This window comes from Candidatus Koribacter versatilis Ellin345 (genome assembly GCF_000014005.1).
Classification (GTDB): domain Bacteria; phylum Acidobacteriota; class Terriglobia; order Terriglobales; family Acidobacteriaceae; genus Korobacter; species Korobacter versatilis_A.
In genome coordinates this window covers 221,696-247,637 of the sequence record NC_008009.1, presented here as the reverse complement: position 1 = coordinate 247,637, position 25,942 = coordinate 221,696, and the positions used below count along the sequence as shown (strand labels likewise).

General features: G+C 58.3%; 26 protein-coding genes and 1 tRNA gene. 20 read left to right on the top strand and 7 right to left on the bottom strand.

Features of this window, described 5'->3' with window-relative positions:
* Positions 1–3 precede the first annotated feature (3 nt).
* The 3 genes from ACID345_RS01190 to purD form a co-directional block, all read right to left on the bottom strand.
* Positions 4–471 (bottom strand): hypothetical protein, encoded by a 468-nt coding sequence (locus ACID345_RS01190; protein WP_011521040.1) that lies wholly within the window; start codon positions 469–471, stop codon positions 4–6.
* A 32-nt stretch (positions 472–503) separates the two neighbouring features.
* Complete coding sequence (locus ACID345_RS01185) at positions 504–1,544, bottom strand: Gfo/Idh/MocA family protein (RefSeq protein ID WP_011521039.1); 1,041 nt, start codon at positions 1,542–1,544, stop codon at positions 504–506.
* A 114-nt stretch (positions 1,545–1,658) separates the two neighbouring features.
* On the bottom strand, positions 1,659–2,936 hold the full coding sequence (gene purD, locus ACID345_RS01180) for a phosphoribosylamine--glycine ligase (protein ID WP_011521038.1): 1,278 nt from the start codon (positions 2,934–2,936) through the stop codon (positions 1,659–1,661).
* Between the two features lie 149 nt (positions 2,937–3,085).
* Here purD and ACID345_RS01175 point away from each other — a divergent pair, with 149 nt between their 5' ends.
* Positions 3,086–4,414: an Nramp family divalent metal transporter gene (locus tag ACID345_RS01175; RefSeq protein ID WP_049761602.1), complete on the top strand. Its 1,329-nt coding sequence runs from the start codon at positions 3,086–3,088 to the stop codon at positions 4,412–4,414.
* A gap of 382 nt (positions 4,415–4,796) precedes the next feature.
* On the opposite strand, the gene ACID345_RS27455 is transcribed toward ACID345_RS01175, so the two are convergent.
* Entirely contained in the window at positions 4,797–5,372 is a 576-nt protein-coding gene (locus ACID345_RS27455; protein WP_408609949.1) for an SEC-C metal-binding domain-containing protein, read from the bottom strand.
* A gap of 266 nt (positions 5,373–5,638) precedes the next feature.
* Positions 5,639–5,971, bottom strand: coding sequence for a DUF3892 domain-containing protein (locus ACID345_RS01165; RefSeq protein WP_049761601.1), 333 nt, complete (start codon positions 5,969–5,971; stop codon positions 5,639–5,641).
* A 286-nt stretch (positions 5,972–6,257) separates the two neighbouring features.
* Here ACID345_RS01165 and ACID345_RS26155 point away from each other — a divergent pair, with 286 nt between their 5' ends.
* From ACID345_RS26155 to ACID345_RS01140, 5 genes are all read left to right on the top strand, one after another.
* Positions 6,258–6,617, top strand: coding sequence for a helix-turn-helix domain-containing protein (locus tag ACID345_RS26155; protein ID WP_011521034.1), 360 nt, complete (start codon positions 6,258–6,260; stop codon positions 6,615–6,617).
* Positions 6,614–7,138, top strand: coding sequence for an ImmA/IrrE family metallo-endopeptidase (locus ACID345_RS01155; RefSeq protein ID WP_011521033.1), 525 nt, complete (start codon positions 6,614–6,616; stop codon positions 7,136–7,138). The genes ACID345_RS26155 and ACID345_RS01155 overlap by 4 nt, the downstream gene beginning before the upstream one ends.
* A 299-nt stretch (positions 7,139–7,437) precedes the next feature.
* Positions 7,438–8,775 (top strand): deoxyguanosinetriphosphate triphosphohydrolase family protein, encoded by a 1,338-nt coding sequence (locus ACID345_RS01150; RefSeq protein WP_011521032.1) that lies wholly within the window; start codon positions 7,438–7,440, stop codon positions 8,773–8,775.
* A gap of 312 nt (positions 8,776–9,087) precedes the next feature.
* Positions 9,088–11,811 carry an aconitate hydratase AcnA gene (gene acnA / locus ACID345_RS01145; protein ID WP_011521031.1) on the top strand — a complete coding sequence of 908 codons (2,724 nt, stop codon included), beginning with the start codon at positions 9,088–9,090 and terminating at the stop codon, positions 11,809–11,811.
* A gap of 131 nt (positions 11,812–11,942) precedes the next feature.
* A complete protein-coding gene (locus tag ACID345_RS01140; protein ID WP_011521030.1) occupies positions 11,943–13,604 on the top strand; it encodes a SulP family inorganic anion transporter in 1,662 nt (553 codons plus the stop codon).
* Here ACID345_RS01140 and ACID345_RS01135 read toward each other — a convergent pair whose 3' ends face one another.
* Positions 13,605–14,054, bottom strand: a complete 450-nt coding sequence (locus ACID345_RS01135; protein WP_011521029.1) for an SgcJ/EcaC family oxidoreductase — start codon at positions 14,052–14,054, stop codon at positions 13,605–13,607.
* A 118-nt stretch (positions 14,055–14,172) separates the two neighbouring features.
* Entirely contained in the window at positions 14,173–14,571 is a 399-nt protein-coding gene (locus ACID345_RS01130; protein ID WP_011521028.1) for a DUF5675 family protein, read from the bottom strand.
* Between the two features lie 165 nt (positions 14,572–14,736).
* Between ACID345_RS01130 and rpmH the strand changes: the two genes are divergently transcribed.
* The 14 genes from rpmH (at position 14,737) to ACID345_RS01060 (ending at position 25,588) form a co-directional block, all read left to right on the top strand.
* Positions 14,737–14,892 carry a 50S ribosomal protein L34 gene (rpmH, locus tag ACID345_RS01125; protein ID WP_011521027.1) on the top strand — a complete coding sequence of 52 codons (156 nt, stop codon included), beginning with the start codon at positions 14,737–14,739 and terminating at the stop codon, positions 14,890–14,892.
* A 54-nt stretch (positions 14,893–14,946) separates the two neighbouring features.
* Positions 14,947–15,411 (top strand): ribonuclease P protein component, encoded by a 465-nt coding sequence (rnpA, locus tag ACID345_RS24980; protein WP_011521026.1) that lies wholly within the window; start codon positions 14,947–14,949, stop codon positions 15,409–15,411.
* Entirely contained in the window at positions 15,408–15,674 is a 267-nt protein-coding gene (yidD, locus tag ACID345_RS01115) for a membrane protein insertion efficiency factor YidD (RefSeq protein ID WP_011521025.1), read from the top strand. Before rnpA ends, yidD begins: the two co-directional genes overlap by 4 nt.
* A gap of 14 nt (positions 15,675–15,688) precedes the next feature.
* Positions 15,689–17,440, top strand: coding sequence for a membrane protein insertase YidC (yidC, locus tag ACID345_RS01110; protein WP_011521024.1), 1,752 nt, complete (start codon positions 15,689–15,691; stop codon positions 17,438–17,440).
* A 90-nt stretch (positions 17,441–17,530) separates the two neighbouring features.
* Positions 17,531–18,082 (top strand): protein jag, encoded by a 552-nt coding sequence (locus ACID345_RS01105; RefSeq protein ID WP_011521023.1) that lies wholly within the window; start codon positions 17,531–17,533, stop codon positions 18,080–18,082.
* A 26-nt stretch (positions 18,083–18,108) separates the two neighbouring features.
* Positions 18,109–18,561 carry a DUF2141 domain-containing protein gene (locus ACID345_RS24975; protein ID WP_049761599.1) on the top strand — a complete coding sequence of 151 codons (453 nt, stop codon included), beginning with the start codon at positions 18,109–18,111 and terminating at the stop codon, positions 18,559–18,561.
* 170 nt (positions 18,562–18,731) lie between these two features.
* On the top strand, positions 18,732–19,283 hold the full coding sequence (hslV, locus tag ACID345_RS01095; protein ID WP_408609948.1) for an ATP-dependent protease subunit HslV: 552 nt from the start codon (positions 18,732–18,734) through the stop codon (positions 19,281–19,283).
* An 18-nt stretch (positions 19,284–19,301) separates the two neighbouring features.
* Positions 19,302–19,724, top strand: a complete 423-nt coding sequence (locus ACID345_RS01090) for a DUF3052 family protein (protein WP_011521020.1) — start codon at positions 19,302–19,304, stop codon at positions 19,722–19,724.
* 89 nt (positions 19,725–19,813) lie between these two features.
* Positions 19,814–21,232, top strand: coding sequence for an ATP-dependent protease ATPase subunit HslU (gene hslU / locus ACID345_RS01085; RefSeq protein ID WP_011521019.1), 1,419 nt, complete (start codon positions 19,814–19,816; stop codon positions 21,230–21,232).
* Positions 21,233–21,312: 80 nt separating this feature from the next.
* Positions 21,313–21,389: transfer RNA gene (locus ACID345_RS01080), tRNA-Arg, on the top strand.
* Positions 21,390–21,442: 53 nt separating this feature from the next.
* Positions 21,443–22,150 (top strand): SDR family NAD(P)-dependent oxidoreductase, encoded by a 708-nt coding sequence (locus ACID345_RS01075; protein ID WP_011521018.1) that lies wholly within the window; start codon positions 21,443–21,445, stop codon positions 22,148–22,150.
* Positions 22,151–22,253: 103 nt separating this feature from the next.
* Positions 22,254–22,643: a BlaI/MecI/CopY family transcriptional regulator gene (locus tag ACID345_RS01070; RefSeq protein WP_011521017.1), complete on the top strand. Its 390-nt coding sequence runs from the start codon at positions 22,254–22,256 to the stop codon at positions 22,641–22,643.
* A complete protein-coding gene (locus ACID345_RS24970) occupies positions 22,640–24,622 on the top strand; it encodes a M56 family metallopeptidase (protein ID WP_011521016.1) in 1,983 nt (660 codons plus the stop codon). Before ACID345_RS01070 ends, ACID345_RS24970 begins: the two co-directional genes overlap by 4 nt.
* A 27-nt stretch (positions 24,623–24,649) precedes the next feature.
* Complete coding sequence (locus tag ACID345_RS01060) at positions 24,650–25,588, top strand: hypothetical protein (protein WP_011521015.1); 939 nt, start codon at positions 24,650–24,652, stop codon at positions 25,586–25,588.
* Positions 25,589–25,942: the final 354 nt, after the last annotated feature.

Sequence of the window (25,942 nt, the reverse complement as noted above, 5' to 3'; positions counted from 1 at the left end):
TCCTCACCGCATCCAATGCCCGCGTTCCGATAGCCACTTGAACAATTCAACATTCTCAAAGGAAACGGTGCTGCCGTTCACGGCACCTCGCTTGCCCCATTTGTCGAAGTAGATTTCTCCGACGGGAGAGCCATCTCTCCGCTCGAAGATCACTCCCCACCGAACATCGGCGCCCCCTTTCGACTCTGTCACCCGCGTATTCTCTAGCGATTTCATCAACGACTCGGGAAGGCTGCGTCCGCTGGCGCTGGTAAGAAGAACCTTGTATTCGAACCGCTTCTTCAAGTCTTCAGGCGTGACCCTCACCAGCGTCAGGATGTTTGGATCCATGTACAGAACTTCAATCTGGACCACGTCCTTGCTCTTGATCTTCGCTGCGATGTCTGCGATCACTACGGATGGACTTGATTGTGAAAGTACCGGCGCACAAACGGCGAAGACCACAAGCATTGCTGCCAGGATCCGATTCATGCTGCCTCCGTAAGTAACAGACGGCGCGGAGCCTACTTCGTCAGCGCATCCAGATGCGCCCGCTCGGCGTGTTCTTCAATCGCCTTCTGAATTTCCAACGCAACCGCCAAAGCTCGGCGGCCATCTTCCAACGACACCACTGGCGTTTCCCGAGTTTGCACTGCTTGCAGGAAGCTGAGGATTTCCGAGCGCAGCGGCTCTTCCGGCACCACCGGCGGTTTCGACGGCATTACATCCGGCATTTGCGGCAGGCCACCATCGTTGGGCGTGTGCTGCGCCATCTTGTTCACCGTAAACACCAGCACATCCTGGCGCGCGTAATCGATCGACACGTATTGGTTGGGCTGGAAGAAGCGCAGTTTGCGCACGCGTTCCGTCGAAACTCGGCTCGCAGTGAGATTGGCGATGCATCCGTTTGCGAATTGCAGGCGCACGCTGGCGATATCCACCTTCTGCGAGAGCACCGGCAGACCGACGGCGCGCACTTCAACCACTTCGCCTGCAACGAACGACAGGATGATGTCGATGTCGTGGATCATGAGGTCGAGGACGACATCCACGTCGAGAGCGCGCGGACCGAAGAGGCTCAGGCGGTGAATCTCGAAAAACATGGGCTTGGTGATGAGCGGGATCGTCGCGCGGACAGCAGGATTGAAGCGTTCGAGGTGTCCGACCTGCGCGATGCGGCGATGCTCGGCCGCGAGGTCAATGATCTCGTCTGCTTCTTCGAGCGTGGCGGCGAGCGGCTTTTCAATCAGCACGTCGAAGCCGGCTTCGAGAGCTTCACGCGCCACATTGCGATGGAATTTCGTGGGCACCGCAATGGAGACGGCATCGGCTCCGCCGTGCGCCAGCAGTTCGCGGATCGAAGCATAAGCGCGAGTTTCGTGAGTGGCGGCGATCTGCGCGGCGCGAGCGGTGTCGCTGTCGACAATGCCGACGAGTTCTACGCCGGGCGTGCCCTGCGGCAGGGTGCCGGCCTGGGTCTCACGATGCAGTTCGGAATAAACACGGGCATGGTTCTTGCCGAACGCTCCCGCTCCAATCACGGCGACACGGATAGGCTTGGACAATTGCGTGACCTCTCGTGCAACTGCCTATTTTACGCGGAGGAGAGTTTGCCGCCGACGATAGGGGTCCTTCGACTCCGTTTCGCTTCGCGAAACTCCGCTCAGGATGACAGGGCGCTACTTCGCTGCTTTCAATCCCCGGGCTGCGATGTCCTTGCGATAGATCATGCCGTCGAAGCGAATCTTCATGATCGCGTCGTAAGCGCTGTTGACGGCGTCGCCGAGCGTCACGCCTTTCGCGGTGACGTTGAGCACGCGACCGCCGGCGGTGTAGTACTCGCCGTCGCGCTTGGTGGTCCCCGCGTGGAATACCTTTACGCCTGGAACCGTTGCGGCTTCTGCGAGACCGTGAATCTTCTTGCCCGCCTCGTACGAGCCCGGATATCCCTGCGAGGCCATGACGACCGTGACTGCCGCATCTGACGACCACTTGAAGTCGCCTTCGCTGATGCGGCCTTTCACGCTGGCTTCGAACGCGTCTACCAGATCGCTGTCGAGGCGCATCAGAATCGCCTGGGTCTCGGGATCGCCGAAGCGCGCGTTGAACTCGAGGACCATCGGGCCCTTGGCGGTCATCATCAGACCGCAATAGAGGATGCCTTTGAACGGCGAGCCTTCTTCCGCCATGCCGTGAATGACCGGGCGCGCGACGTTCTTTAGCAGCCACTCGCGCATTTGCGGGTCCACGATTTTATCGGTACTGTAGGCGCCCATACCGCCGGTGTTGGGGCCGGTGTCGTTGTCGCCCACGCGCTTGTGATCTTGGGCGGCCACGAGCGGCACGCCACGCTCGCCGTCGCTCATGACGAGGAACGAAAGCTCTTCGCCTTGCAGAAATTCTTCGAGGACCACGCGACGGCCGGCGTCACCGAGCATCTTGCCGCTGAGCATCTCCATGGCAACGAGGAAGGCTTCGTCTTTGGTCTTCGCGATGACTACGCCCTTGCCCGCGGCGAGTCCGTCGGCTTTTACCACCACAGGCGCATGCAGATGCGCGAGTGCTTTCTGCAATTCAACTTTGTCGGTGACGACCGCGTAGTGGCCGGTGGGAATGCGGTGCCGCTGCATGAAGAGCTTGGCGAAGCTCTTGCTGCCTTCGAGTTCGGCAGCGGCTTTCGTGGGCCCGAAGACGGGGTACTCGCGCTTCTGGAACTCGTCGACGAGGCCATTCGTTAATGGGATTTCGGGGCCGACGACGGTGAGGTCCGGACGGATACGGTTGGCGATCTCGAGCATAGCGTCCACGGATTTCACGTCGCCCGGGAGGCACTCGGCTTCGTCGCCGATACCGCCGTTGCCGGGCACGCAGTAGAGCTTCGAAACGCGCGGCGACTGTCTCAGCTTCCACACCAGCGCATGTTCACGGCCACCGCCGCCAATCACCAGGACCTTCATGAACGTTCGTTCTCCAGAGCGTAAAGAGGAAAGGTTAGGGTTTCGGCACAGCGAAGTCAAACATCGCCATGTGACTTCTATGCTGGCGCGTACCGGGATGGCTCTTTTAAAGTGGTACTCAGCTGTTCCGTAGCATCCAATCTGCTTTCATGAACACCCGCTCCAGCCCGTGGCGCGTCACCGAGGGAATGCCCAGCTTGCCCGAGGTGCACAGCAGCCTGCCGATCCCGAGCGGGCCGAGCTTCCTGCGCAAACTCGTCGCGTTCGCCGGACCGGGCTTCCTGGTTGCCGTTGGATACATGGACCCGGGCAACTGGGCCACCGATCTCGCCGCCGGATCGCAATTCAATTACGCGCTGCTCTCAGTCGTGCTGATCTCGAGCTTGATGGCAATCCTCCTGCAATCGCTCTCTCTGAAGCTTGGGATCGTGGTCGAGCGCGACCTCGCGCAGGCTTGCCGCGATGCGTATTCCAAGCCGGTGAGCATTGGGCTTTGGGTGCTGGCGGAAATCGGCATTGCCGCATGCGATCTTGCCGAAGTGATTGGCTCGGCGATCGCGCTGCAGCTGTTGTTTCATATCCCGCTCACCATCGGCGTGTGCATCACCGCTGGCGACGTGCTGCTCATGCTGCTGTTGCAGCAGCGCGGCTTTCGCTACATTGAGGCGATCGTCGTCACCCTGATTGCGACCATCAGCATCTGCTTCGGCCTGGAGATTCTGTACTCGCGGCCTGAGCTTTGGCCGATGCTCGCCGGTTTTCTGCCGCACCAGGAACTCGTCACTAACCACGCGATGCTCTATATCGCGGTCGGCATTCTTGGCGCTACGGTGATGCCACATAATCTCTACCTGCACTCGGCGATCGTGCAAACGCGCCAGTACGAGCGCACGCCTGAAGGCAAACGCGAGGCGATCAAGTACTGCAACATCGATTCGGCGATTGCGCTCTCGTTCGCGTTCCTGGTAAATGCCGCGATTTTGATCATGGCTGCGTCGGTGTTCTACCGCAGCGGACACCGCGAGGTTGCCGAGATCAGCGACGCCTATCGCCTGCTCTCGCCGCTGCTCGGCGTCACCGGCGCGAGCGTGATCTTCGCCATCGCGCTGCTGGCGTCGGGCCAGAACTCCACCCTCACCGGCACGCTCGCCGGACAGATCGTGATGGAAGGCTTCCTCTCCATCCGCCTGAAACCGTGGCTGCGCCGGCTGGTCACGCGGCTGATCGCGATCATTCCGGCGGTGATCATCAGCTTCTTCTACGGCGCCAGCGGCACCGCGAAGCTGCTCATCTTCAGCCAGGTCGTGCTCTCCATGCAGCTGAGCTTCGCCGTCTTCCCGCTGGTGGCGTTCACCAGTTCGAAAGAGAAGATGGGCGAGTTCGCGAATGGGGCGCTCTTGAAGTTGGTCGCTTGGACCGTCGCGATCGTCATCGCGGGGCTGAATATTTGGTTGCTGGTGGAAGCGGTGCGAGGGTAAACCCTGCAGCAGCGGGGTTTATTGTTAAGTACCCCCCCCACCCCCCTCCCCCCTATATCGTGTTTTCAGCAGGTTAGGGTATGCAATCCGCGCAAAAATTTGAGCGCGTGGGAGTTATAGGCAAAAATTTGATTTTGTGGGACTTAGCTGTCGTTTTTCGCCTTTGTTGCAAGACTTCCTTAACTATTCACTCTGCAAAGAAGTTTACTTATTCGTTAACACCCCCGTCTGGACACACGTTTGCGCTGGCGGTCCAGACTGGGCGGCGGGAGATGAGAAGTTCGGGTGATCCCCACATGCACAGGATAATGGGAGGGGACGCAAGAGTCTGTGACGGGCGGCACGCTCGTGCGTGAGATGGGTCACAGGGCGATGTAATTAGCTAGTTGGGGGATGTCCCGTCTCCTGTATTCCCGAGAACGCTCGCCTCTTGCCTTCGGTGGCAGTTTCCGTACGTTTCACCGCTGCCACACCAACACTCCTCTTGCGGTGCAATCGTCTGAAAGTGCCCGGCGGGACCGAACGGAGCTACGCCTCCTGGCCAAACGCCTCGCCACGCTCTCGTTATGGGCAGAAGTTGCTTCGCGATTCCGGGAAAATTGCGATTGATGCGCGGCTCGGTGTCGCGCACCTGTTCACCTGGCGCGGGCGTGTAGAGTACAACGCCTGAATTCAAGTGGAAGAGCCTTCTAGTCCGAAGCCAGATCACAAGCTTTCCCAAGTACGTCGCCGTTTGATCGAGCACCTGGACCGATTTCGACGGCCAGGATTCGAACTTGAATATCGACGCAGAGTACACACACAGCCCAGGAATGTAGCGGCCACGAAACCAAATCGAACGATCCTCCCGGATGTGCAGTAACGCGGGGAAGACATCGCGCGAGACTTCCGGCGCTACGCAATACACCCATGGATGTTGCGGATTATCGAATTCGAGAAGGAGTACTTCAAACGACATCTCGGTATTGACCGCCAGAGATTCAAGCGGGTGCGGGTCGAGTTTGCGGGCGGATTGCGGCGGTAGGATGGTGCCGCGATCGATAGAGATTGCGAGGTCTCGCTGCATCCGGCGCCATGCAAGTCTGGCGGACGCGTCATCTGTGAACGGCTGGATCCGCCCAATCCAAGCTCGCCGCGCAGAAGTGCCCGAAGGCACTTCCGCGGGAGTGAAATCCGGATAGAAATACTGCAGATCCGGAGCGGTTGAAATCCAAGTGGCGGTGCTCACCATCGAACCCCGTGCGAGCGTGCGGGTACCACGACGCGCGGCGGTGGGGGCGTCTCAACGTGCTTTTTGCAAGTGGGCAAGGAAAGAAGATTGTTGGGTTTCTCGCCGTCTGCCTCGGTCTTGAGGAACTTGCGACCCTCTTTCGTCTTTTCGACGATGACCTTCGCGGTGTGGCCTTGAGGACGATCAACAACGAATTCGTCCCCTTGGTTTTCGATGCGAGCGATCGCTTCGCTTTCGGTAAAGCGTGAGCCATCGTCACAACCGACTTCGGCGATGCGCTCGTGATCCTCGCTGTGGATTGTGCAGGTGATACGGAATCGTGCCATTACTGGCACCTCCTGATTGAATTGAGTCCGTATCAACGAGGCACTTGCGACCCGACGTTCTCACGTAGATAATCGTCGCGGGTACAGCTTCGCAAAGCGAGGCGACGACGGACTCGTCCGTCGCCCACATCAGCCGCGGCTTCCATCCGCGGCTGATTCCTGTTTGGGCCTTAGTACTCACAACAAGAGAGTGCCACATCGGAACGAAGATCGCAATCACTAATTACGCATTACTAATTTGCAAAGCTAGACTTGTCACAATCAAAAGTAAGACTTGACAAACTGGATGTTTTGCACAGAGAATTGCACTAGGTGCTGTGCAAATCCTGTGCAAATCGATCCGGCTATAGTGAACACGTTGTTTGGGCACCGTCTTGGGAGCGCTCGCCGGGCCCGCCGAATCTCCCAAACTGAGCTCGGAAGAAGAATCGGCGTATCACGCGTGACGATCGCAAATATCGAACGCGGCGGGCAGAATGTGCAAATTGCGCAGGCATTTGTACTCGCAAAGGCTCTGGATATTCACCCGATGGAACTGATACCGACAGAGCATGACGTCGAGGAAGCACATCAACCTACTAACGAAGACCGGTTCGTCAGATTGGCGAAGATCCAGCTCGCTGAAATCGTGAAAGGTGCAGAATGAGGCCACCCGAAATAGAACAGCGCGTTGAGCAGCTCCTGCGGAAGTACAACATAAACGACGGCCCCGTTCCGGTGGAACGTATTGCGGAAGCGGAGGGGCTCCCCATTATCGAAACTGCGTATGCCGGAGAAGTGTCTGGAGCCCTAATTCGCAGCAACGGCATGACGGGTATCGCTGTGAACTCTGCGCATCCACAAACACGTCGTCGGTTTACTGTTGCGCACGAACTCGCGCACTTCGCTTTAAATCACGAAGGCGAATACATTGACTCGCGGTTTACTGTGATTCGCCGAGATGGCAGGTCCTCGGATGCGACAGACAAAAAAGAAATCGAAGCGAACGCATTTGCTGCGAATCTTTTGATGCCAACAGAATTTCTATATCGAGACCTGAAGCCGTCCTATCGTGGCGAAGCTCATTTATCGGACAACGACCTAAAGATGCTTGCAAGGAAATATCGAGTAAGCCCCTTGGCGATGCAATACCGTCTAGTGAATTTGGGTTTGCTGTCGCCTGAATGATCGCACTAATTGAGCGATTTCCAACAGACAGTGAGTACAAAAGCAGCAAAGGATTCGTTTTCTATGGCTACACACATACCGAATTACCCGTTGGATCGCTCCGTTGAGGAAAGAGTCCTCGAAGTCATCCGAATGCACCCCGACTTAGAACCGAGCGAGGTGATCTCTAAGACCGCTGATCAGCTACGGATCGCGTCGATTTCTGTCCGGGAGGCAATTTGGCATTTGATTTCCCAGGGCGAGTTATTGCTTTCTGAGACTCAATCACTAATGGTCAGTCCGACACGAAATCGTTGAAGATGCCGAACGGAACCAACCCCGAGGCCGTTGGCAGGTTTGACCGCAGGCACCCAAGTGATCGTCCTCCTGACAATCGACTCCCGGCGCAGCGCGATCGCGACAGAATTCTCTTCACGTCAGCGTTTCGAAGATTGGCCGGAATCACCCAGGTAGTCGGGTCCGAGGAAGGCCACATCTTTCATAACCGTCTTACACATTCGCTAGAAGTCGCGCAGGTGGGGCGTCGTTTAGCCGAGAAGTTTCTCGCTGCGGATAATTCTCTCTCAGTGAGACTCGATGCTGACGTTGTCGAGGCTGCATGCTTGGCTCACGACCTCGGCCATCCACCGTTCGGTCACGTTTCAGAAGTGCTGTTGGACAAACTATCGACACAACAGAATCTCCCGGACGGTTTTGAAGGCAATGCGCAAAGCTTTCGAATCATTACCAAGCTCGCGTTCCGCTCCTCGAACATGGAAGGATTAAATTTAACGCGCGCGACGCTCAACGCAGTTCTGAAATACCCGTGGGCGAGAGGTAACTCTGGGAAGAAGAATCGTAAGTGGGGAGCATATGAGGCCGAACTTGTCGATTTCAAATTCGCGCGCCAACTGCAAAATGCAAATGATGACGAGCAGGCGCTTGAGGCTAGCATCATGGATTGGTCCGACGATATTACGTACTCAGTTCATGATCTCGAAGACTTCTACCGAGCGAGGCTTGTTCCGTTGCACCTGCTGGTAACCGACGCTGGTGAGCGACAGCGCTTTTATGATGGTGCAAGAAAGCGTCTGCAACGCGACGAATTGCTCCCCGATCAAGCATTTGCTGAGTTGCAAGAAGCTTTCGATAAGCTGGCAATTACCATTCCGCTGGACGTCGAGTACCGAGCCACACAGAAGCAAAGATCCGCCTTACGCTCATTCACTGCCGGGCTGATTAACAGGTACGTGAGCAACTCGACTGTCGGAGTGGATGGGAAAAAGGCTTTCCTGTCGGTTCCACCGGGTTTCAGAAAAGAAGTGAAGATGCTGAAACAGCTGACTTGGCATTACGTGATTGAAAATCCCGCACTCGCGACACAGCAATACGGGCAAAAACGGATAGTTGAAGACTTGTTCAATATCTTCCACGAGGAAGCGAAGTCCCTGAACGCGCCGCATATATTCCCGACGAGCGATCGCGAAAATATTGAGGCAATTCATATGTCGTCACAATCCGGGACAGAGAAGGAAAGGTCTCTTGTGCGCGCAGTGGTCGATTTGCTCTCTGGCATGACAGAACGGCACGCAATCGAGATGCATCGAAGACTGACAGGCGCTAGTCTCGGTTCAGCACTGGACTTCATCGCTCGGTGAGGGCCATAGACGCTTCTACTCCACCCCACGAGCACAGACATCCACCGAGTTGTAAATAGCAGAAAAGCCGCTTCCCCTCTTCGCTTCGCGCCCCCTCCTCTCCACCATTCCCCTCCACCCCCTTCCAGAGTTAAACTAAAGAGTTCCGGCTGACGAGCCTGTACCGGTCAATGCCTGCACGCCCTCCCGGAAAACTCGAGATTCCCTCGGGTTTGGGGATGGGTGTTCACTCCTCACGAGGCGTGAACCAAGCCATCAAGATCCTGACAACTGATTGACCGCGCCTGGCGCGCATTTTTGTGAGGAATTCCTATGAACAGCTTTGATAGCCGTGCCGTACTCCGCGTGGATGGTCGCGAGTACGAAATCTACCGCCTTGACGCCCTCGACAAGCAGGGCTTTAACGTTGCGCGCCTGCCCTTCTCGCTGCGCATATTGCTGGAAAACCTGCTGCGCCGCGAAGACGGGCGCAATGTGAAGGCCGACGAAATCCGCGCCCTGGCCGGGTGGGACCCGAAGGCCGTACCCGCGCAGGAAATCGCCTTTATGCCCAGCCGCGTGCTGCTGCAGGACTTCACCGGCGTGCCCGCCGTGGTGGACCTGGCCGCGATGCGCGAGGCGATGAAGGCCCTCGGCGGCGATGCGACAAAAATCAATCCGCTGCAGCCGGCCGAGCTGGTGATTGACCACTCGGTGCAGGTGGATGAGTTTGGCTCCGCCAAAGCCTTCGACCTGAACGCCGAGCTGGAGTTCATCCGCAACAAGGAGCGCTACGCGTTCCTGCGCTGGGGGCAAACGGCGTTCAAGAACTTCGCCATCGTGCCGCCGGACACCGGCATTGTGCACCAGGTGAACGTCGAGTACCTGGCGCGCGTTGTGTTTGTGGCGCAGCAGGGGTCGAATGGCAGCAGCAAGGCCGTGGCGTATCCCGACACGCTGGTGGGCACCGACTCGCACACGACGATGGTCAACGGGCTTGGCGTGCTGGGCTGGGGCGTGGGCGGCATTGAAGCCGAGGCCGCCATGCTCGGCCAGCCTGTCTCGATGCTGATTCCGCAAGTGGTGGGCGTTCGCCTGACCGGCAAGCTGCCCGAGGGCGCGACTGCCACCGACCTCGTATTGACGCTGACCGAAATGCTGCGCCGCCACGGCGTGGTCGGCAAGTTCGTGGAGTACTTCGGCAGCGGCTTGCGTCACCTGCCGCTGGCGGACCGTACGACGATTGCGAACATGGCGCCCGAATACGGCGCGACTTGCGGCATCTTCCCCGTGGACGACGAGACGCTGCGCTACCTGCGCCTCTCGGGCCGCAGCGAAGAGCACATCAAACTCGTCGAGGCGTACTGCAAGGAGCAGGGACTGTTCCACACGCACGACACGCCGGAAGCCGAGTACAGCGAAGTGCTCGACCTGCACCTGGCAACGGTGGAGCCGAGCGTGGCGGGGCCGAAGCGTCCGCAGGACCGCGTGGTGCTGGGTCATGTTGGCGAGTCTTTCGAGAAGGCGCTGCCGACGCTGGTGAAGCCCGGCACGAAGCTGGAAGACAACTTCAAACACAACGCCACGCCGAAGGGCGGCGAGACAGTTGCAGAAGGCGTTAACCATGGTGCAGTGGTGATCGCGGCGATCACGAGTTGCACCAATACTTCGAACCCGAGTGTGATGATCGGCGCCGGGCTGGTCGCGAAGAAAGCTGTCGAAAAAGGTCTGAAGACGCCGGCGTGGGTGAAGACGTCGCTGGCGCCGGGATCGAAGGTGGTCACCGACTACTACATCAAGTCCGGACTGCTGACGTATCTCGAACAGCTCGGTTTCAACGTAGTCGGCTACGGCTGCACCACGTGCATTGGAAACTCCGGGCCGCTGCCGGAAGAAGTTTCGAAGCATGTCGGCGAGAAGGACCTCGTCGTCGCGTCGGTGCTGTCGGGCAATCGCAACTTCGAAGGCCGCATCAATAGCGAAGTTCGCGCGAATTACCTGATGTCGCCGCCGCTGGTGGTGGCTTTCGCGCTGGCAGGACGCATTGATTTCGATCCGACGAAAGACGCGATCGGCATCGGCAACGATGGTAACGAAGTCTTCCTGAAAGACATTTGGCCAACTTCGCAGGAAGTGGATGACGTAGTGAACTCCTGCATTGAAGGCTCGATGTTCCGCAAGAGTTATGGCGACGTTTTCAAGGGCGACCAGCGCTGGCAGGGGCTGAACGTCCCGACCGGCGAGACCTTCGCGTGGGAAGACACTTCGACCTACGTGAAGAACCCACCGTACTTCGAGGGCATGACGCTCACGCCGAAAGCCGTCGAGGAGATCAAGGGCGCGCGTGTGCTGGCCGTACTTGGGCACTCGATCACTACCGACCACATCTCGCCCGCGGGATCGATTAAGAAAGACGGGCCCGCCGGTAAGTATCTGACCGAACATGGCGTGAAGATCGCCGACTTCAATTCCTTCGGCTCGCGCCGCGGCAATCATGAAGTGATGATGCGTGGCACCTTCGCCAATACGCGCCTGCGCAACAAGATGGTGCCGGGCACCGAAGGCGGCTATACCAAGCATCTGCCGAGCGGCGAGCAGATGTCGATCTTCGACGCGTCGGAGAAGTACCGCGCCGAGGGCGTGCCGACGGTGATTCTCGCAGGCAAGGAGTATGGCTCGGGTTCGTCGCGCGACTGGGCGGCGAAGGGGCCGCGGCTGCTCGGCGTGCGCGCGGTGATTGCCGAAAGCTTCGAACGCATCCATCGCTCGAACCTTGTAGGCATGGGGATTATTCCATTGCAGTTCCTGGAAGGCGAAGACGTGGAGAAACACGGCCTGACTGGCGATGAGACGATCGAGATCCGCGGACTCAACGAGGCACTCGATAACTTCGCGCCCGGCAAGACAGTGGAAGTTCTCGCCACCCACAACAACGGCAAGACGGAAACATTCCGAGCTACGCTGCGCATTGATACACCCCAGGAAGTGCAGTATTTCCGTCACGGCGGAATTCTGCATTACGTGGTGCGGCAGTTGGCGGGAGCAGCGAAGAATTAGTTGCGAAACTGATTGACTGACGGCGGGAGAGATCCCGCCGTTTTGCTTTGTCCCAATGTGAGTACCACCTTCCCGTGATTCCCTTCAGCTACTCTGCTTGCTAGCTTGATAAAAAGGCCCGTATTTTCCCAATGCACGAGTGGCTACCGAAGTCCGTTCTTGCGCTGCGTGATTACTCCCGCCAGCGCTTTGTTGCCGACCTGCTTGCCGGCATTACTGTGGGGCTGGTTGCGCTTCCGCTGGCGATGGCGTTTGCCATTGCTTCTGGCGTGCCGCCGCAGAGCGGACTGTATTGCGCGATCGTCGCCGGGTTCCTCGTCTCGGCGTGCGGTGGTTCGCTGACACAGATCGGTGGCCCGACCGGCGCGTTCGTCGTCGTGGTCTACAACATTGTCGCCAAGCATGGGATCGATGGGTTGTTCATGTGCACGCTCGAAGCCGGAGTGATTCTTGTGCTGCTCGGCATCACCGGACTGGGGTCGGCGGTGAAGTTCATTCCGCGGCCGGTGGTGGTTGGATTCACCAACGGGATCGCGGTGATCATCGCGAGCACGCAGATTAAAGACTTCTTCGGACTGAAGATTGAAAAAGTGCCGGGCGATTTTCTCGATCGCATGGAAGTTCTCGGCAAAAACTTCCGAACGCTTTCTGTTGAGGAAACGTGTATTGGCTTGCTGGCGCTGGCGATCATCATTGCCTTCATGCGCTATGTGAAGCGCGTGCCGGGCTATATCGTGGCGCTGGTCGCGGGCACTGCCGCGGTGCTGCTTTTGCATCTCGACGTGCAGACCATCGGAACGCGCTTTGGAGGAATCCCATCGGGCTTGCCGAAGCTGGAGATCCCTCAGTTTCACGCCAACCTGCTACGACCGCTGATCTCGCCCGCTCTGACCGTGGCAATGCTGGGCGCGATCGAGTCGTTGATGTCAGCCGTGGTTTCCGATCGGCTCAGCGGCGATAAGCACAACCCGAATGTTGAACTGGTCGGCCAGGGCATTGCCAATATCTTTTCGCCGCTCTTTGGCGGACTGCCTGCCACGGGCGCGATTGCGCGTACTGCGACGAACATCCGCTCCGGCGCGACCTCGCCCGTCGCTGGAATGATTCACTCGGCGACGTTGCTGGCGATTGTGGTCTTTGCGGCGCCGGCAGCGAAGTTCATTCCGCTCGCGGTGCTCTCGGCGATCCTGTTCGTGGTGGCCTACAACATGGGCGAGTGGCGCGAGATCCCGCAGATCCTCAAGCTCTCGAAGCTGGAGATAGGTACGTGGCTTGCGTCCTTCTTGTTGACCGTCTTCGCGGACCTGACCACCGCCGTCGAAGCCGGAATGATCATGGCAGTGCTCGTCTTCATTCGCCGGGTGTCGCTCACCACAACCGTGAGCATGGTGACCGAAGAGTACGTGAAAGCCGGGCATGCACACATCCTCCAGAACAAGGACATTCCGGGCTACGTCGCGATCTTCCGCATTCACGGCCCGTTCTTGTTCGGCACTACGGAGAAGATGGAAGAGATCACCTCGCGTATTGACGAGCTTCCGCCGGTCGTCATCGTGCGCTTGCGCAACATGACCGCGATTGACGCCACCGGTATTCAGGCTTTAGAGACCGCGATCGAAGCGATACGCAGGACGGGGCGCAAGGTGCTGCTGTGTGGCGCTCGTCGACAACCCAAGGAACTGATCGAACAGTCGGGGTTGGGTGCGCACGTGGGCGAGGAGAATATGCTCAACAGCATTTCCGACGCGCTGGAGCGCGCGAAGGCGCTCCAGACCAGCGTAGTACACGCCTAACTACTCCGGCACTTTCACCGCAATTTCTTCGGTGTTCTGGAAGGCCGTCACCTTCCACTCGCCATCACGTTTTACCAGCACATAAAGCAGCACACCGCGGCGGACGTCGGGGATGTTCCAGCCCGGCAACTTTTCCATGCCGGTCATTTCCCAGCGGATGTGGGCGATGGCGCTGTCGTCGGTGAGCGGACGCACTTCCGGACGCTCGGTCTTCAACACGCTATTGCGCATGAAGGTGCGGTGGATCTGCTCGAAATCCCGGCCGATGTGGTCACGGCCGCGGGCGTGCTGCGCTATGACGTTCACGAAATCGGCTTCTTCGGTGAACATTTCTTCGTAGGCGCGGCGGTCGTGCGAGTTCCACGCCTGCTCATGCTTGCGAGCGATCGCCTCCACGGCTGCTGCCAACGAATGGCCTTTCTCGATGTCGACCACGACTGCATAACCCATTGCCTGTCCTCCTCGGCTGCTGTTCAGGATGAGGCACAAAAGTCGCAAGAATCTCGTCAGACGATCGAATGTAGTCTGAGGGGCCACGAACTGCTTAGGGCTTGGGATGAATGCCGCTTTATGGGACGGCTGCCTTTTCGTAGGTGACGGAGAGCGGGGTTCCCGCGGCCTTCAGCTTCGCCATCAATTCGGCGAACGCGGCGCGGGAATTTCCAACGAAGTCGGGTGCATGCGTCGTGCCGACGAGGCAGCAACCTTCAGTGTCCTTGGGAAAGTTGCCGTAATGGATCTCGATCGCTTCAAACCCGGGAACGTGCTGCACGTGCGGCGTGTCGCACTTGAACTTGGGCGAGAATTCGAGCGTGACCTGGTAGGTGCCTTCCGGAATGGAGAAGGGTTTGCCTTGCGACTGGTCTGCGTGGGGCTCGAGGGTGAAACACTGAAATTCGCCGTCGATAGAGAGGGTGCCGCAGGTGGAGCGCGGCGTATAGGTTTGGCGCGAGACGGTAAGCTGCATTTCCCGACCTCCGGGTTATGCTAGTGGAGACGAGATTGTACTCAGGTTTCCCTTTTTACCGTGGGAGAAATGTTGGCGGAATGGGTTTGCCGGTTCCGGCCAAATTCCTATATACTCGTTGTTTGCCCTGTGCAAAGTTATCGAAATAAGGGAGTTTGAGGTTCCATGCCGAAGCGTACTTTTCAACCCAACCGCCGCCGTCGTTCCAAGACGCACGGCTTCCGTACCCGCATGAAGACGAAGAGCGGAGCGGCCGTACTCTCGCGCCGCCGCGCCAAAGGGCGCAAGCGCGTCTCCGTAAGTGCTGGATACCGCGACTAGTTAGCGGCGTTCGCCGGTACGACTGAATACATACAAGTGAGTCCCAGCGCCGCAATGACGCTCCGAGAAAATGCCGTGAGCGGCGGTGTTTCCGCGAAAATTCCGAAGGCCTCGCGCCTGCTCCGCCACGCCGATTTCCGCCTGGTGTATGAGCAGGGGCGACGCCATTTTTCCGCGAATTTCACCGCGTTTTACCGTGCAAACATCACGGAAAAATCGCCGCGGATTGGCTACACAGTGAGCCGCGCTCTCGGTGGCGCCGTCGACCGTAACCGCATGAAACGACGGCTTCGCGAGGCGACGCGGGCATGTTGGGCCGGGTTCCGTCCCACCTTCGCGGTAGACGTGGTGGTGAACCCAAAAAAGACGGTTTTAGCCACGGATTTCGCGGTGTTGACTGCGGAAATGCAGAAGGCACTCACGGTGATTGAGAAGGCCGCAAACTCTGGACAGGCGAACCCACGTCCCGTAGAAAACGTATCTAGACATAAGCCTCGCGCGCGAAAGGAACAGCGATGAAGGCGGTACTGGTGCAGATGCTGAAGGGCTACAAGCGGTGGATCTCGCCGCTGCTGCCCGTCTCCTGCCGGTACGTGCCGACGTGCTCCGAATACGCGATGGAGGCAATTTCGATTCATGGTGCGGTGCGCGGAAGCGTGCTCGCGCTGGGTCGTCTGCTCCGCTGCCATCCATTTGTGCGCGGAGGGTACGACCCTGTTCCACGTTCCCATAGCTGCTGCGACGACAAGATCTCCACGACGGCACATGACGCTGTCCGATGAAACGGTAGAAACCTTTGGCGGAAATTAAGAACCCTCAGCAAGAACCCGGCAGCGAACGCAAGCTGCTGCTCATTTTCGCGCTCACATTCATCATGATCGTGATTGGGCAGACTGTGTTTTTCAAGAACATACCCAAGAAGCAAGACGACAAGAACCAAAAGAGTGCGCCCGTTGCGGCGCAGACTTCACAACCGGCTGCTAGCGCTCCGGCGGTCGCGACACCTGCCGTCGCGAAACAGGCGCAGGCCGAGACCGAGACCGTCGTCGAGAACGCAGTTTCACGAATCGTCTTCACCAATCGCGGCGCGCAGGTGAAGTCGTGGGTGCTGAAGAACTACAAGGATGACCACGGCAATCCGCTGGAACTGGTGAACCGGGAAGCGGCGAAGCAATTCGGGTATCCGCTCTCGTTCTTCACCTATGACCAAGGCCTCACAACGAAGCTCAACGACGCAATGTATGTGGCAAGCGCGACCGGCAGAATCGAGGTCCCAGGCGAGCTGACGTTTGAGTTCTCCGACGGCGATCTCTCGGCGAAGAAGACGCTGCGTTTCACGAACGGCTACGTGGTTGGCGTCGAAACCAGCGTTACGCGCGGCGGATCGAACGTCACAGCGCTTCCGGCATGGCCGAGCGGCTTTGGCGACGACGTGCAGCCGACCTCGTACGCACTGCAAGCCATCGCGTATGAGAACAGCGGCGAAGTTGAGCGCCAGACGGGCAAAAAGATCGTCGGCGGCGCAACGCTGCGCGGGCCATTCAACTGGGCGGGCGCGCAGGACCAGTACTTCGCGGCGCTCTTCCTACCGGACAATCCGCCGGCGGCGAGCATGGTCACGCTGCATAACACGCTGAAGATTCCGGCGGATCTGGACAAACCCGATCCGAACAAGACGCAGCCGGTGGATGTGATCGGCTCTGCGGTCGGCGACCTGAGCGGGCCAACGGTGACCCGGCTGTTCGTGGGACCAAAGGCCCTACACATCCTTGAGTCGGTGAAGTCGAACGCCGCGCCGGGACAACCGAACGGGCCCGACTTATCGAAGGTTGTCGATTTTGGAAAGTATCTCGGCTTCATTGCGAAGCCGTTGTTCCTGTGGCTGCGCTGGACGCATGATCACTGGGTGCCGAATTGGGGCTGGTCGATCATCATCCTGACGGTAATCATCAACCTGGTGCTGCTGCCGTTGCGACTGAGCAGTATGAAGTCTGCGCTGAAGATGCAGAAGATCCAGCCGCAGATGAAGGCGATCCAGGAAAAGTACAAGAAGTACAAGATGAACGACCCGAAGCGCGCCGATATGAACACCGAAATGGCTGCGCTTTACAAGCAACACAGCGTGAACCCGGTGGGTGGCTGCCTGCCGCTGGTCATCCAGATGCCGTTCCTGATCGCGTTCTACGGCATGCTGGCGGTAGCGATTGAGCTGCGCCAGGCGAACTGGTTCTGGTTGCATGATCTTTCGGGACCAGACCATCTGTACATCATCCCGGTACTGATCGTGGCGAGCACGATCCTGATGCAGCGCATGACGCCGCAGGCCGGAATAGACCCCGCGCAGCAGAAGATGATGACCATCATGATGCCGGCGTTCCTGGGCTGGATCAGCTTGCGTTATGCCTCGGGACTGGGGCTGTACTGGATTGTGGGCAACATCATCGGCTTTGCTCAGCAGTTCATTATGAACAAGACAGAGTTGGGGAGAGAGATTGCCGCGGTAAGGGCGAAACAAGCCAACAAGCGGCGCCTGAAAGGCAAAGAGTAGGCACTCCGCAACGCTTCGCGCTGCTCCGCTCAGGATGACAGAGTTTTAGGTACACTAGTTAGTTTGCATTTCTAGTTGACGCGTTCACTTATGCCCATTGACGACAAAGTTGCCGCAGCCAAGAAAGTCAGCGAACTTCTTAACACGGTGATCCGCGAGGGGAACCTTCACCTGAAGTACCGCATCACCGTGGATCCGCCGCAGCCGCACAAGGAATTCACGGCTCCGGAAATTCTCGTCGAGCTCTCGGGACCCGACAGCAGCCTGCTGCTGGAGCGCAACGCCGAACTGCTGCGCTCGCTTGAGTTTGTGTGCATCGAGATGCTGCGGCTCGCTCCTGACGAACACGACCAGCTACAGTTCGACTCGATGGGCTACCGCGCCACGCGCCTCGACGAACTAAAGATGGCCGCACAACATGCTGCCGCCAAAGTTCGCGACAGCGGCATGCCGTATTCGTTCGCGCCGATGTCGTCGCGCGAGCGCCGCATTGTGCACATCGCGCTGCGCAGCGAAACCGATCTACGCACCGAAAGCGCGGGTGAAGCGGCGGGTCGGCACGTGGTGCTGTATCCCAAGGACTACAAGGGAGCAGCGCCGGTGGAACGGCGACCTAGCTTTGGAAGACGGGGAAGACGGTAGATCCATCACCTCTGCCCTGGAGGTCTATGCGATTCAGAGGTGATGACTTCCACGAGGTGTGGCTTCCTGGATTTGTCCGCAACGCTGTTTTGGGTGCGGTGTTGGTGATGCTTTCAACGGGTTCTTTCGCACAACGGGAAGTCCTGGTCTCTGGGCACATTCAGGGCGCTTCCGGCAAGCATGCCGTGTATGTCGCCTTGTGGGACGCCGATGGATTTCTACGCAATCCTGTTCAGGAACTCCGCATTGCTCCGGGTGCAATTCCAGCTTTCACGTTTCGAGTTGCTGCGGGTCGGTGGGCCGTAAGCGCTTACGAAGACAAAAACGACAACGGAAAGCTGGATATGGGCCTGTTTGGCCCAAAGGAACCCGCAGGTTTTGGGAGGCCTTTTCATGCGTGGCGCAAGCCGCATTTTGAAGATGTGGCCGTTCAAGTTGAGCATGACATGACGGATGTAAACATACAGTTGCACCCTTAGGAGCGCTGGCTTTGCATCCTTCCCAAGGTCTTAGCAGCAGTTCCTCCCGCCCTCCGGCTGAAGCCGGAAAGGTTGGGCACTTCTTTGGGACACACACATTCGGTCAACACCCACGTTTCGGGCAATCCCTAGCCTGCGGCTGCATCCTTTTCCCGCTGATATAATCAAAGATTAGCCTCATGTCTTCCAAGCGTTTAGTGCGATCCACTACAGTTTTGTGCGTGCGCCGTGACGGCAAAGTTGTCATGGCTGCCGATGGGCAGGTCACCCTGGGTGAAGGGGTGATTAAACACAATGCCCGTAAGCTCCGTCGTCTTTACCAGGACAAGATCATTGCCGGGTTTGCCGGATCTACGGCCGACGCGTTCTCGCTTTTCGGGCGCTTCGAGTCGAAGCTCGAGCAGTATCACGGGAACCTGAGCCGAGCCGCCGTGGAACTCGGCAAAGACTGGCGTACCGACAAGATGCTGCGCCAACTCGAAGCCTTATTACTCGTGGCCGACAAGGACCAGACGTTCCTGATCAGCGGCCAGGGCGATGTGATTGAGCCCGATACCGGCATTGCCGCGATCGGAAGTGGTGGCTCGTACGCGACAGCGGCAGCGACTGCGTTGCTGGAACACAGCACGCTCGACGCGCGGCAGATTGCGGAAGAGGCGATGAAGATCGCCGGCAAGATCTGCATTTATACCAACGACAGGGTCACGATCGAAGAACTCTAGCAAAGCGGGAGGAACGCGATGGCTGGTTATTCCGGAACTCCGCTGGTGCAAAAACTCGGCATCAAGCCGGGACACCGGATTGCCACCGTCAGCGAGCCGCCGAGCTTCGATAAGGCGCTAGGTGCGCTGCCCGAAGGCGCGGCGTTTGTCGGGTCTACGGCGAAGAATGTGGATGTAGTCGTCGCCTTCGAGACCGACGCCAAGCAATTTCAGAAACATCTGCCGGGACTGGCGAGTCGTATCAAGCAGGACGGCATGATCTGGATCGCGTGGCCGAAGAAGGCTTCCGGTGTTCAAACGGATTTGACCGAGGACCCGATCCGCAATTTCGCGCTGAAGCTGGGATTGGTGGACATAAAAGTTTGCGCGATTGATGAGACGTGGTCGGGGCTGAAGCTGGTAATCCGGAAAGAGAACCGTGCGAAGGCAGCGAAGAAATAGTTTTATGGAGTCGATAGGGGTCCTTCGACTTCGCGGCTTCGCCGCTCCGCTCAGGATGACAGAGCAAAGAGTTTAGGAGTTATAAGGCAGTGGCAATTTATCTTCCCGCAACAACCGATGATGAACAGGTAATGCTCGACGAGCTGACGCCGCGCGAGATCGTGGCGGAACTCGACAAGTACGTAGTGGGCCAGCACGAAGCCAAGCGCGCGGTAGCGATCGCGCTCCGCAATCGCATGCGCCGGCAGCGGCTGACGCCCGATCTCGCGGAAGAGATCATTCCGAAGAACATCATCATGATCGGGCCCACCGGCGTGGGCAAAACCGAGATCGCACGACGGTTGGCAAAGCTGGCGAACTCGCCCTTCCTGAAGGTCGAGGCATCGAAGTTCACCGAGGTCGGCTACGTAGGTCGCGACGTGGAATCGATGATCCGAGACCTGGTCGAGATCGCGATTGACATGATCCGCGAAGAGAAGCTCGACGATGTGGCCGACAAGGCCGAGATGAACGCCGAAGAGCGTCTGCTCGATTTGCTGCTTCCGAGTTCACCGCAGCCGGCTGCTGCGCACGAAGCGGGTGCCGGATTCACGCAAGGACAGTTGGAGTTGCCGGGCGACGGAGGCGGTTCCCGCACGCGGGAAAAATTGCGTCAGCAGCTGCGTGAAGGCAAGCTCGACGAGCGCACCGTGGAACTCGATGTCCGCGAGAAGAACTTCCCTGCCTTCGAGATCATCTCGAACCAGGGCGTGGAAGAGATGGACATCAACATGAAGGACATGTTGCCCAACATCTTCGGCTCGCGCACCAAGAAGCGGAAGATGAAAGTCAACGAAGCCTTCGATTATCTGATCCAGGAAGAAGAGCAGCGACTCATCGATATGGAGCAGGTGCAGCGCGTAGCGGTGGAACGCGTGGAGCAATCGGGCATCATCTTCCTCGATGAGATCGACAAGATCGCCGGCCGCGAAGGCGGCCATGGGCCTGATGTTTCGCGCGAGGGCGTGCAGCGCGACATCCTGCCGATCGTTGAAGGCACCACCTGCAACACTCGCTACGGCATGGTGCGCACCGACCACATCCTGTTCATCGCCGCGGGCGCGTTCCACGTATCGAAGCCCAGCGATTTGATTCCGGAACTGCAGGGGCGCTTCCCGATCCGCGTGGAGTTGCAATCGCTGAGCGTTGCGGACTTCATCAAGATCCTGACCGAGCCGAAGTCGTCGCTGGTGAAGCAGTACACAGCGCTGCTGGAGACCGAAGGCGTGAAGCTGGAGTTCACACGCGATGCGCTGGACGAAGTCGCGAACTTCGCGGCGATTGTGAATGAGGGCACCGAGAATATCGGTGCACGACGTTTGCACACGATCATGGAAAAAGTTCTGGACGAGATCAGCTTCTCCGCGCCGGACCTGGAAAACAAGAATGTAACCGTGGACGCGGAGTACGTGCGCAATGCTCTGGTTCACATCGTGAAGAACCAGGATTTGTCGCGGTACATTCTGTAATTCCGCGCTTGGAAAAGAAATGCCCTACCCTACGCTTCGCGTAGAGTGGAGCAGCCGCAGTGGTATATGATCATCACCGCGCGCCCTTAGCTCAGTTGGATAGAGCGACTGACTTCGAATCAGTAGGTCGGGGGTTCGAGCCCCTCAGGGCGCGCCAGTATCTCATCAGCTTCACCGCCGACCCAATCCCAGAATCGAAGGACGATACGCATGCGTTTCGACGGCAAAACTGCGCTGGTCGCGGGCGGCACCGGTGGCCTCGGAAAAGCGGTTTCCCTCGCGTTAATGGCGGAAGGCGCGCGGGTGGTCGTCACCTACATCATTCCCGAAGAGTTCAACGCATTGCGCACGGCGGCGGCTGATCGCCAGATCGAAGGGCACCACATTGATGTCACTGACGAAACGGCAACGCAAAACCTCGTGGCGGACATCATCGGCAAATACGGCCGGCTCGATTTCCTGATCAACACTATCGGCGGCTATGCGGGCGGCATCAAGCTTTGGGAACTCGAGACCAAGACTTTCGAAAAGATGTTCACGCTGAACCTACGCGCCGGTTACTCTCTGGCACGCGCCGTGATCCCCGCAATGCTCAAACAGAAATCCGGAGCGATCGTGAACATCGCGGCGAAAGCAGCGGTTGACCATGCGGGCGGCGCTTCCGCTTACGCCAGTTCGAAGGCCGCGGCATTGGCGATGATGGATTCGCTTGCCGAAGATCTTCGCGGAACCGGCGTGCGGGTGAACTCGATCCTGCCGAGCATCATTGATACCGCAGCGAATCGGCACGCCATGCCGGGCGCCGACTATTCCAAGTGGCCGAAGCCGGAAGACATCGCAAAGGTCATCCTCTTCCTTTTGAGCGATGACGGCAAAGTCATCCATGGCGCGGCAGTGCCGGTTTACGGGGCCTTGTAGGCGGTTCGGCTCGTCCCTTCCATAAACCGTTCGTCCCAACTTCGAGCGGAGTACGAAGACTTTCGTTGACACTACGAAGTCATTCGTAGTACGGTTTTGTACTATGAAGCGCGAGACCCTGAAGGCACCCACGCAGTCGGAGTTGGAAATCCTCCACGTGTTGTGGGAACGCGGCCCCTCCACCGTAAAAGATGTTCACGAGACCCTTGGCGCGAGCAAGCCGGTCGGCTACACCACCGTGCTGAAACTGCTGCAGATTATGACCGTCAAAGGCACCGTAACGCGCAACGAACACGACCGCGCGCACATCTACGAAGCCGTACTGCCTGCCGAGCGCACCAAGCGCCAACTTGCGGGCGACATGCTGCAGAAGGTCTTCGGTGGATCGGCCAGCGAGTTGGTACTGCACGCGCTTTCTGGCCGCAAAGCATCCCACGAAGAGATCGAAGAGATCCGCAGGCTCCTCGACGAGTACGAAAGGAAGTTGCCATGACATTGCATCTTTCCCCAGAGATCATCCGCATGACAGGCTGGGCGCTGCTGCATTTCCTGTGGCAGGGCGCAATCGTAGCGGCGCTGCTGTCCATGACACTGGCGTTCTGCCACCAGGCGTCGATGCGCTACGCTGCGGCAGTGATGGCACTTATCGTGATGGTCGCGCTTCCCTTCGGGACGTACTACTTCCTGCAACAGCGCGCCGATGAGGCGATGGCGTTCGATCTCGCGGCTGACACCTCTGCGCAGACTCCGGTGGTTTCCACCCTTGGACCGGTTAACGGACATCATCACTCGTCTCCGGTTTCCAACGATACGCAGCCGGAGTTGATGTTGTGGCTAGTGCGCTTGTGGCTGGTAGGCGTCGTAGTGTTCAGCCTACGTAGCGCGGGCGGCTTCCTGCTGGTGCAGCGGCTTCGTAGCGTTGCCAAGACTCCGGTGCAGGACGACCTGCTTGAGCTTTGTACCGCGGTGCAGGAACGGATGGGGATTTCGCGCGCTGTGAAGTTCTGCCGCTCGGCAGCGTTGCAGGTACCGGCGGTGGTTGGTGGGATTCGTCCGATTGTGTTGTTGCCGGTTTCGGCGCTCACCGGACTCACGGATTCGCAGATTGAGGCCATCGTTGCGCATGAGCTCGCGCACGTTCGGCGGCTCGACTACTTCGTAAACCTGTTCCAGGTGTTCGCGGAGACGGTGCTCTTCTATCACCCGGCGGTGTGGTGGGTGAACAAGCGCATCCGCACGGAACGCGAGAACTGCTGCGACGATACGGCGATCTCGGTCTGCGGCAACCGGTTGGAATACGTACATGCATTGACGCACCTGGAAAGCGTGCGGCTGACGCCGCAGTTCGCTATGGGTGCGGATGGAAGCCCGCTCAAGGCGCGGGTCAGGAGACTGTTGGGAATGTCGGAAGAACGGGAAGGGATTCGCACCGGGAGCTCGGTGCTGGGAGTATTGGTCGTCGCGGGGCTGGTGCTGGCGGCGAGTTCGATCGCAACCGGGGCAAAGGCGCAGGCAGCCAATACGACCCAGACGCAGGAAGCTCTGGTAGTGAGTACGCCGCAGGAGCCGATCGAGTTGAATGTCGATGCGGAACCGGTGGTGGTGAACGTGAATCCGGTGTCGTCGTTGCCGCGGCTTGCGGATGGAACGATGATCTCTCCGATGGATGTACACGTACCAGCAATCACCGTGAACGTTCCGCCGGTCAACGTGCAACTACCGCAGATGGCGCACTTCGCCGTACCAGCAATGAATGTTGCGGTTCCGGCGGTCCACGTGGCCGTGCCCGCGATCAGTGTGCATGTGCCAGCGATCGGCGCAATGCCGATGTTGTGGCAGGCGAACGGTGAGACTCGGTCCAATGTTCCAGCACAGTCCTATATCGACTCGATGAAGGCCGCGGGCTACGACAATCTCGACGTGGATCAACTGGTGGCGATGAAGATCCAGGGAATCACGCCGGAATACGTGCGCGAGATGAAGGCCGCGGGCATGAAGATGGACGCCGACGACCTGATTGGGCTGAAGATCCAGGGTGTGACACCCGACTACGTGAAGCAGATGCGCGCTGCGTATCCGGGCATCGATAACGACACCATCATCGGCTTCAAGATCCAGGGCGTTACCACACAATATGCGGGCGAAATGAGCAAGCTCGGCGTGAAGGCGGATCCGGATGATTTGCTGGCGATGAAGATCCAGGGTGTGTCGCCGGAATACGTGCGCGGGATGCAGGCGACTGGCTTGCGCTTCGATTCCGATGCACTCGTCGGGATGAAGATCCAGGGCGTAACACCGGAGTATGTGAACGCCATGAAGAACGCGGGCTTTAAGGACCTCGATGCCGATGAAGTCATCGGTGCGAAGATCCAGGGAGTCACGCCGGAGTTCATCGAGAAGGCCAAGAGCCACGGCTTCAAAGACCTCGATCTCGACAAACTGATCCAACTAAAAAACGCAGGCGTGCTGTAAGACGCAATCCTCCGAGGAGAAATTCAAATGAATAGAATTTCCAAACTTCTGATTGTTGTAACGATATTCCTTGTAAGCACGATATCGCTCCTCGCGGGGACGCGCGACAGCGGCGACTGGACGATGCGTAAATCGGATGTGGCCGGCAAGGTGGAGTTCTCGCTGATGCAGTCCAGCAAGGGACACCACTCGCAAAACTCGTCGGACTGGCCGATTGCCACGTTCCAGGGACTCGACCTGAACACCGCTGCCCGGCATGACGTGAAGTTCACCATCGCGCGTGACGCGGGAACCTTTGAATGCGATGGGTTCCTGAAAGATGGGGAGGGCGCCGGCATCTTCCATTTCACTGCGAATGCGAACTACGCGCAGCAGATGTCGCAGCTCGGGTTCCGCGGCATTGACGAAGACAAACAATACGAGATGGCAGTGATGGACGTTAGCACCGCCTTCGCGAAGGAGATGCAGGGCCTCAGCCTGCGCGCGCTGGACACTGACAAGCTCATCGAGTTCCGCATCTTCGGCGTGGACTCGAAGTTCGTGCACGAGATGCGCGATGCCGGCCTTCCGGCCAACGAGAGCTCACGCCTCGTTGAGTTCCGCATTCATGGAGTGACGCCCGAGTTCGCGAAGGTGATCAAAGCCCGGGGCTACCAGGCTGACGAAGCCAAGCTCGTGGAGTTGCGCATCCATGGCGCCACGCCTGAGTTCATGGACCAGATGGCGAACGCCGGCTACTCGAACCTACCGCTCGAGAAGCTGGTCGAGTTCCGCATCTTCAACGTGACGCCGGATTTCATCTCGCAGATCGAGAAGCTGGGCTACAAGCATCCATCGCCGGAAAGGCTGGTGGAACTCAGAATTCACGGCGTTACTCCGGACTATATCGCTGGCATGCAGCAACGCGGATTGAAAGATCTTTCGCTGGAGAAGCTGGTGGAGATGAAGATCCACGGCATTAACTAAATTCGATTGGCGCAGTACTGGTGCCCGCTCCCCAGCGGGCTTTTTTCTTTCCGGAAAAACCTTTTAACACGAAGGGCACGAAGGAAAACACGAAGGGAATTGGGGAAAGCCAGTGGGTACCCCCTCCCCCTTCTAAAATTGCAAAATATTAAAAACACTAGGCTTAGCTGATACATACTCCGCAAAATCTTCAATCGAAAAGAGTTAGAGGCAAAATATTCTAAACAAAGGGGTTGCTAGTTGTCGTGAGAGATCTGGACGGAAGTCGGGCCTTAGTTTTCAAAGAGCTTGCATTGCGTTTGCGAATGCCCCAGTTAGGCATGGTAGCTGGGTCGTGTCACGAAATATGTGACG

Bases quoted from the DNA above. Each gene is read 5' to 3' on its own strand.
- ACID345_RS01190 (WP_011521040.1), bottom strand. From the start codon at position 471: ATGAATCGGATCCTGGCAGCAATGCTTGTGGTCTTCGCCGTTTGTGCG.
- purD (WP_011521038.1), bottom strand. From the start codon at position 2,936: ATGAAGGTCCTGGTGATTGGCGGCGGTGGCCGTGAACATGCGCTGGTG.
- ACID345_RS01175 (WP_049761602.1), top strand. From the start codon at position 3,086: ATGAACACCCGCTCCAGCCCGTGGCGCGTCACCGAGGGAATGCCCAGC.
- ACID345_RS27455 (WP_408609949.1), bottom strand. From the start codon at position 5,372: ATGTCGTTTGAAGTACTCCTTCTCGAATTCGATAATCCGCAACATCCA.
- ACID345_RS01165 (WP_049761601.1), bottom strand. From the start codon at position 5,971: ATGGCACGATTCCGTATCACCTGCACAATCCACAGCGAGGATCACGAG.
- ACID345_RS26155 (WP_011521034.1), top strand. From the start codon at position 6,258: ATGTTTTGCACAGAGAATTGCACTAGGTGCTGTGCAAATCCTGTGCAA.
- ACID345_RS01155 (WP_011521033.1), top strand. From the start codon at position 6,614: ATGAGGCCACCCGAAATAGAACAGCGCGTTGAGCAGCTCCTGCGGAAG.
- ACID345_RS01150 (WP_011521032.1), top strand. From the start codon at position 7,438: ATGCCGAACGGAACCAACCCCGAGGCCGTTGGCAGGTTTGACCGCAGG.
- acnA (WP_011521031.1), top strand. From the start codon at position 9,088: ATGAACAGCTTTGATAGCCGTGCCGTACTCCGCGTGGATGGTCGCGAG.
- ACID345_RS01140 (WP_011521030.1), top strand. From the start codon at position 11,943: ATGCACGAGTGGCTACCGAAGTCCGTTCTTGCGCTGCGTGATTACTCC.
- ACID345_RS01135 (WP_011521029.1), bottom strand. From the start codon at position 14,054: ATGGGTTATGCAGTCGTGGTCGACATCGAGAAAGGCCATTCGTTGGCA.
- ACID345_RS01130 (WP_011521028.1), bottom strand. From the start codon at position 14,571: ATGCAGCTTACCGTCTCGCGCCAAACCTATACGCCGCGCTCCACCTGC.
- rpmH (WP_011521027.1), top strand. From the start codon at position 14,737: ATGCCGAAGCGTACTTTTCAACCCAACCGCCGCCGTCGTTCCAAGACG.
- rnpA (WP_011521026.1), top strand. From the start codon at position 14,947: ATGACGCTCCGAGAAAATGCCGTGAGCGGCGGTGTTTCCGCGAAAATT.
- yidD (WP_011521025.1), top strand. From the start codon at position 15,408: ATGAAGGCGGTACTGGTGCAGATGCTGAAGGGCTACAAGCGGTGGATC.
- ACID345_RS01105 (WP_011521023.1), top strand. From the start codon at position 17,531: ATGCCCATTGACGACAAAGTTGCCGCAGCCAAGAAAGTCAGCGAACTT.
- ACID345_RS24975 (WP_049761599.1), top strand. From the start codon at position 18,109: ATGCGATTCAGAGGTGATGACTTCCACGAGGTGTGGCTTCCTGGATTT.
- ACID345_RS01090 (WP_011521020.1), top strand. From the start codon at position 19,302: ATGGCTGGTTATTCCGGAACTCCGCTGGTGCAAAAACTCGGCATCAAG.
- ACID345_RS01075 (WP_011521018.1), top strand. From the start codon at position 21,443: ATGCGTTTCGACGGCAAAACTGCGCTGGTCGCGGGCGGCACCGGTGGC.
- ACID345_RS01070 (WP_011521017.1), top strand. From the start codon at position 22,254: ATGAAGCGCGAGACCCTGAAGGCACCCACGCAGTCGGAGTTGGAAATC.
- ACID345_RS24970 (WP_011521016.1), top strand. From the start codon at position 22,640: ATGACATTGCATCTTTCCCCAGAGATCATCCGCATGACAGGCTGGGCG.
- ACID345_RS01060 (WP_011521015.1), top strand. From the start codon at position 24,650: ATGAATAGAATTTCCAAACTTCTGATTGTTGTAACGATATTCCTTGTA.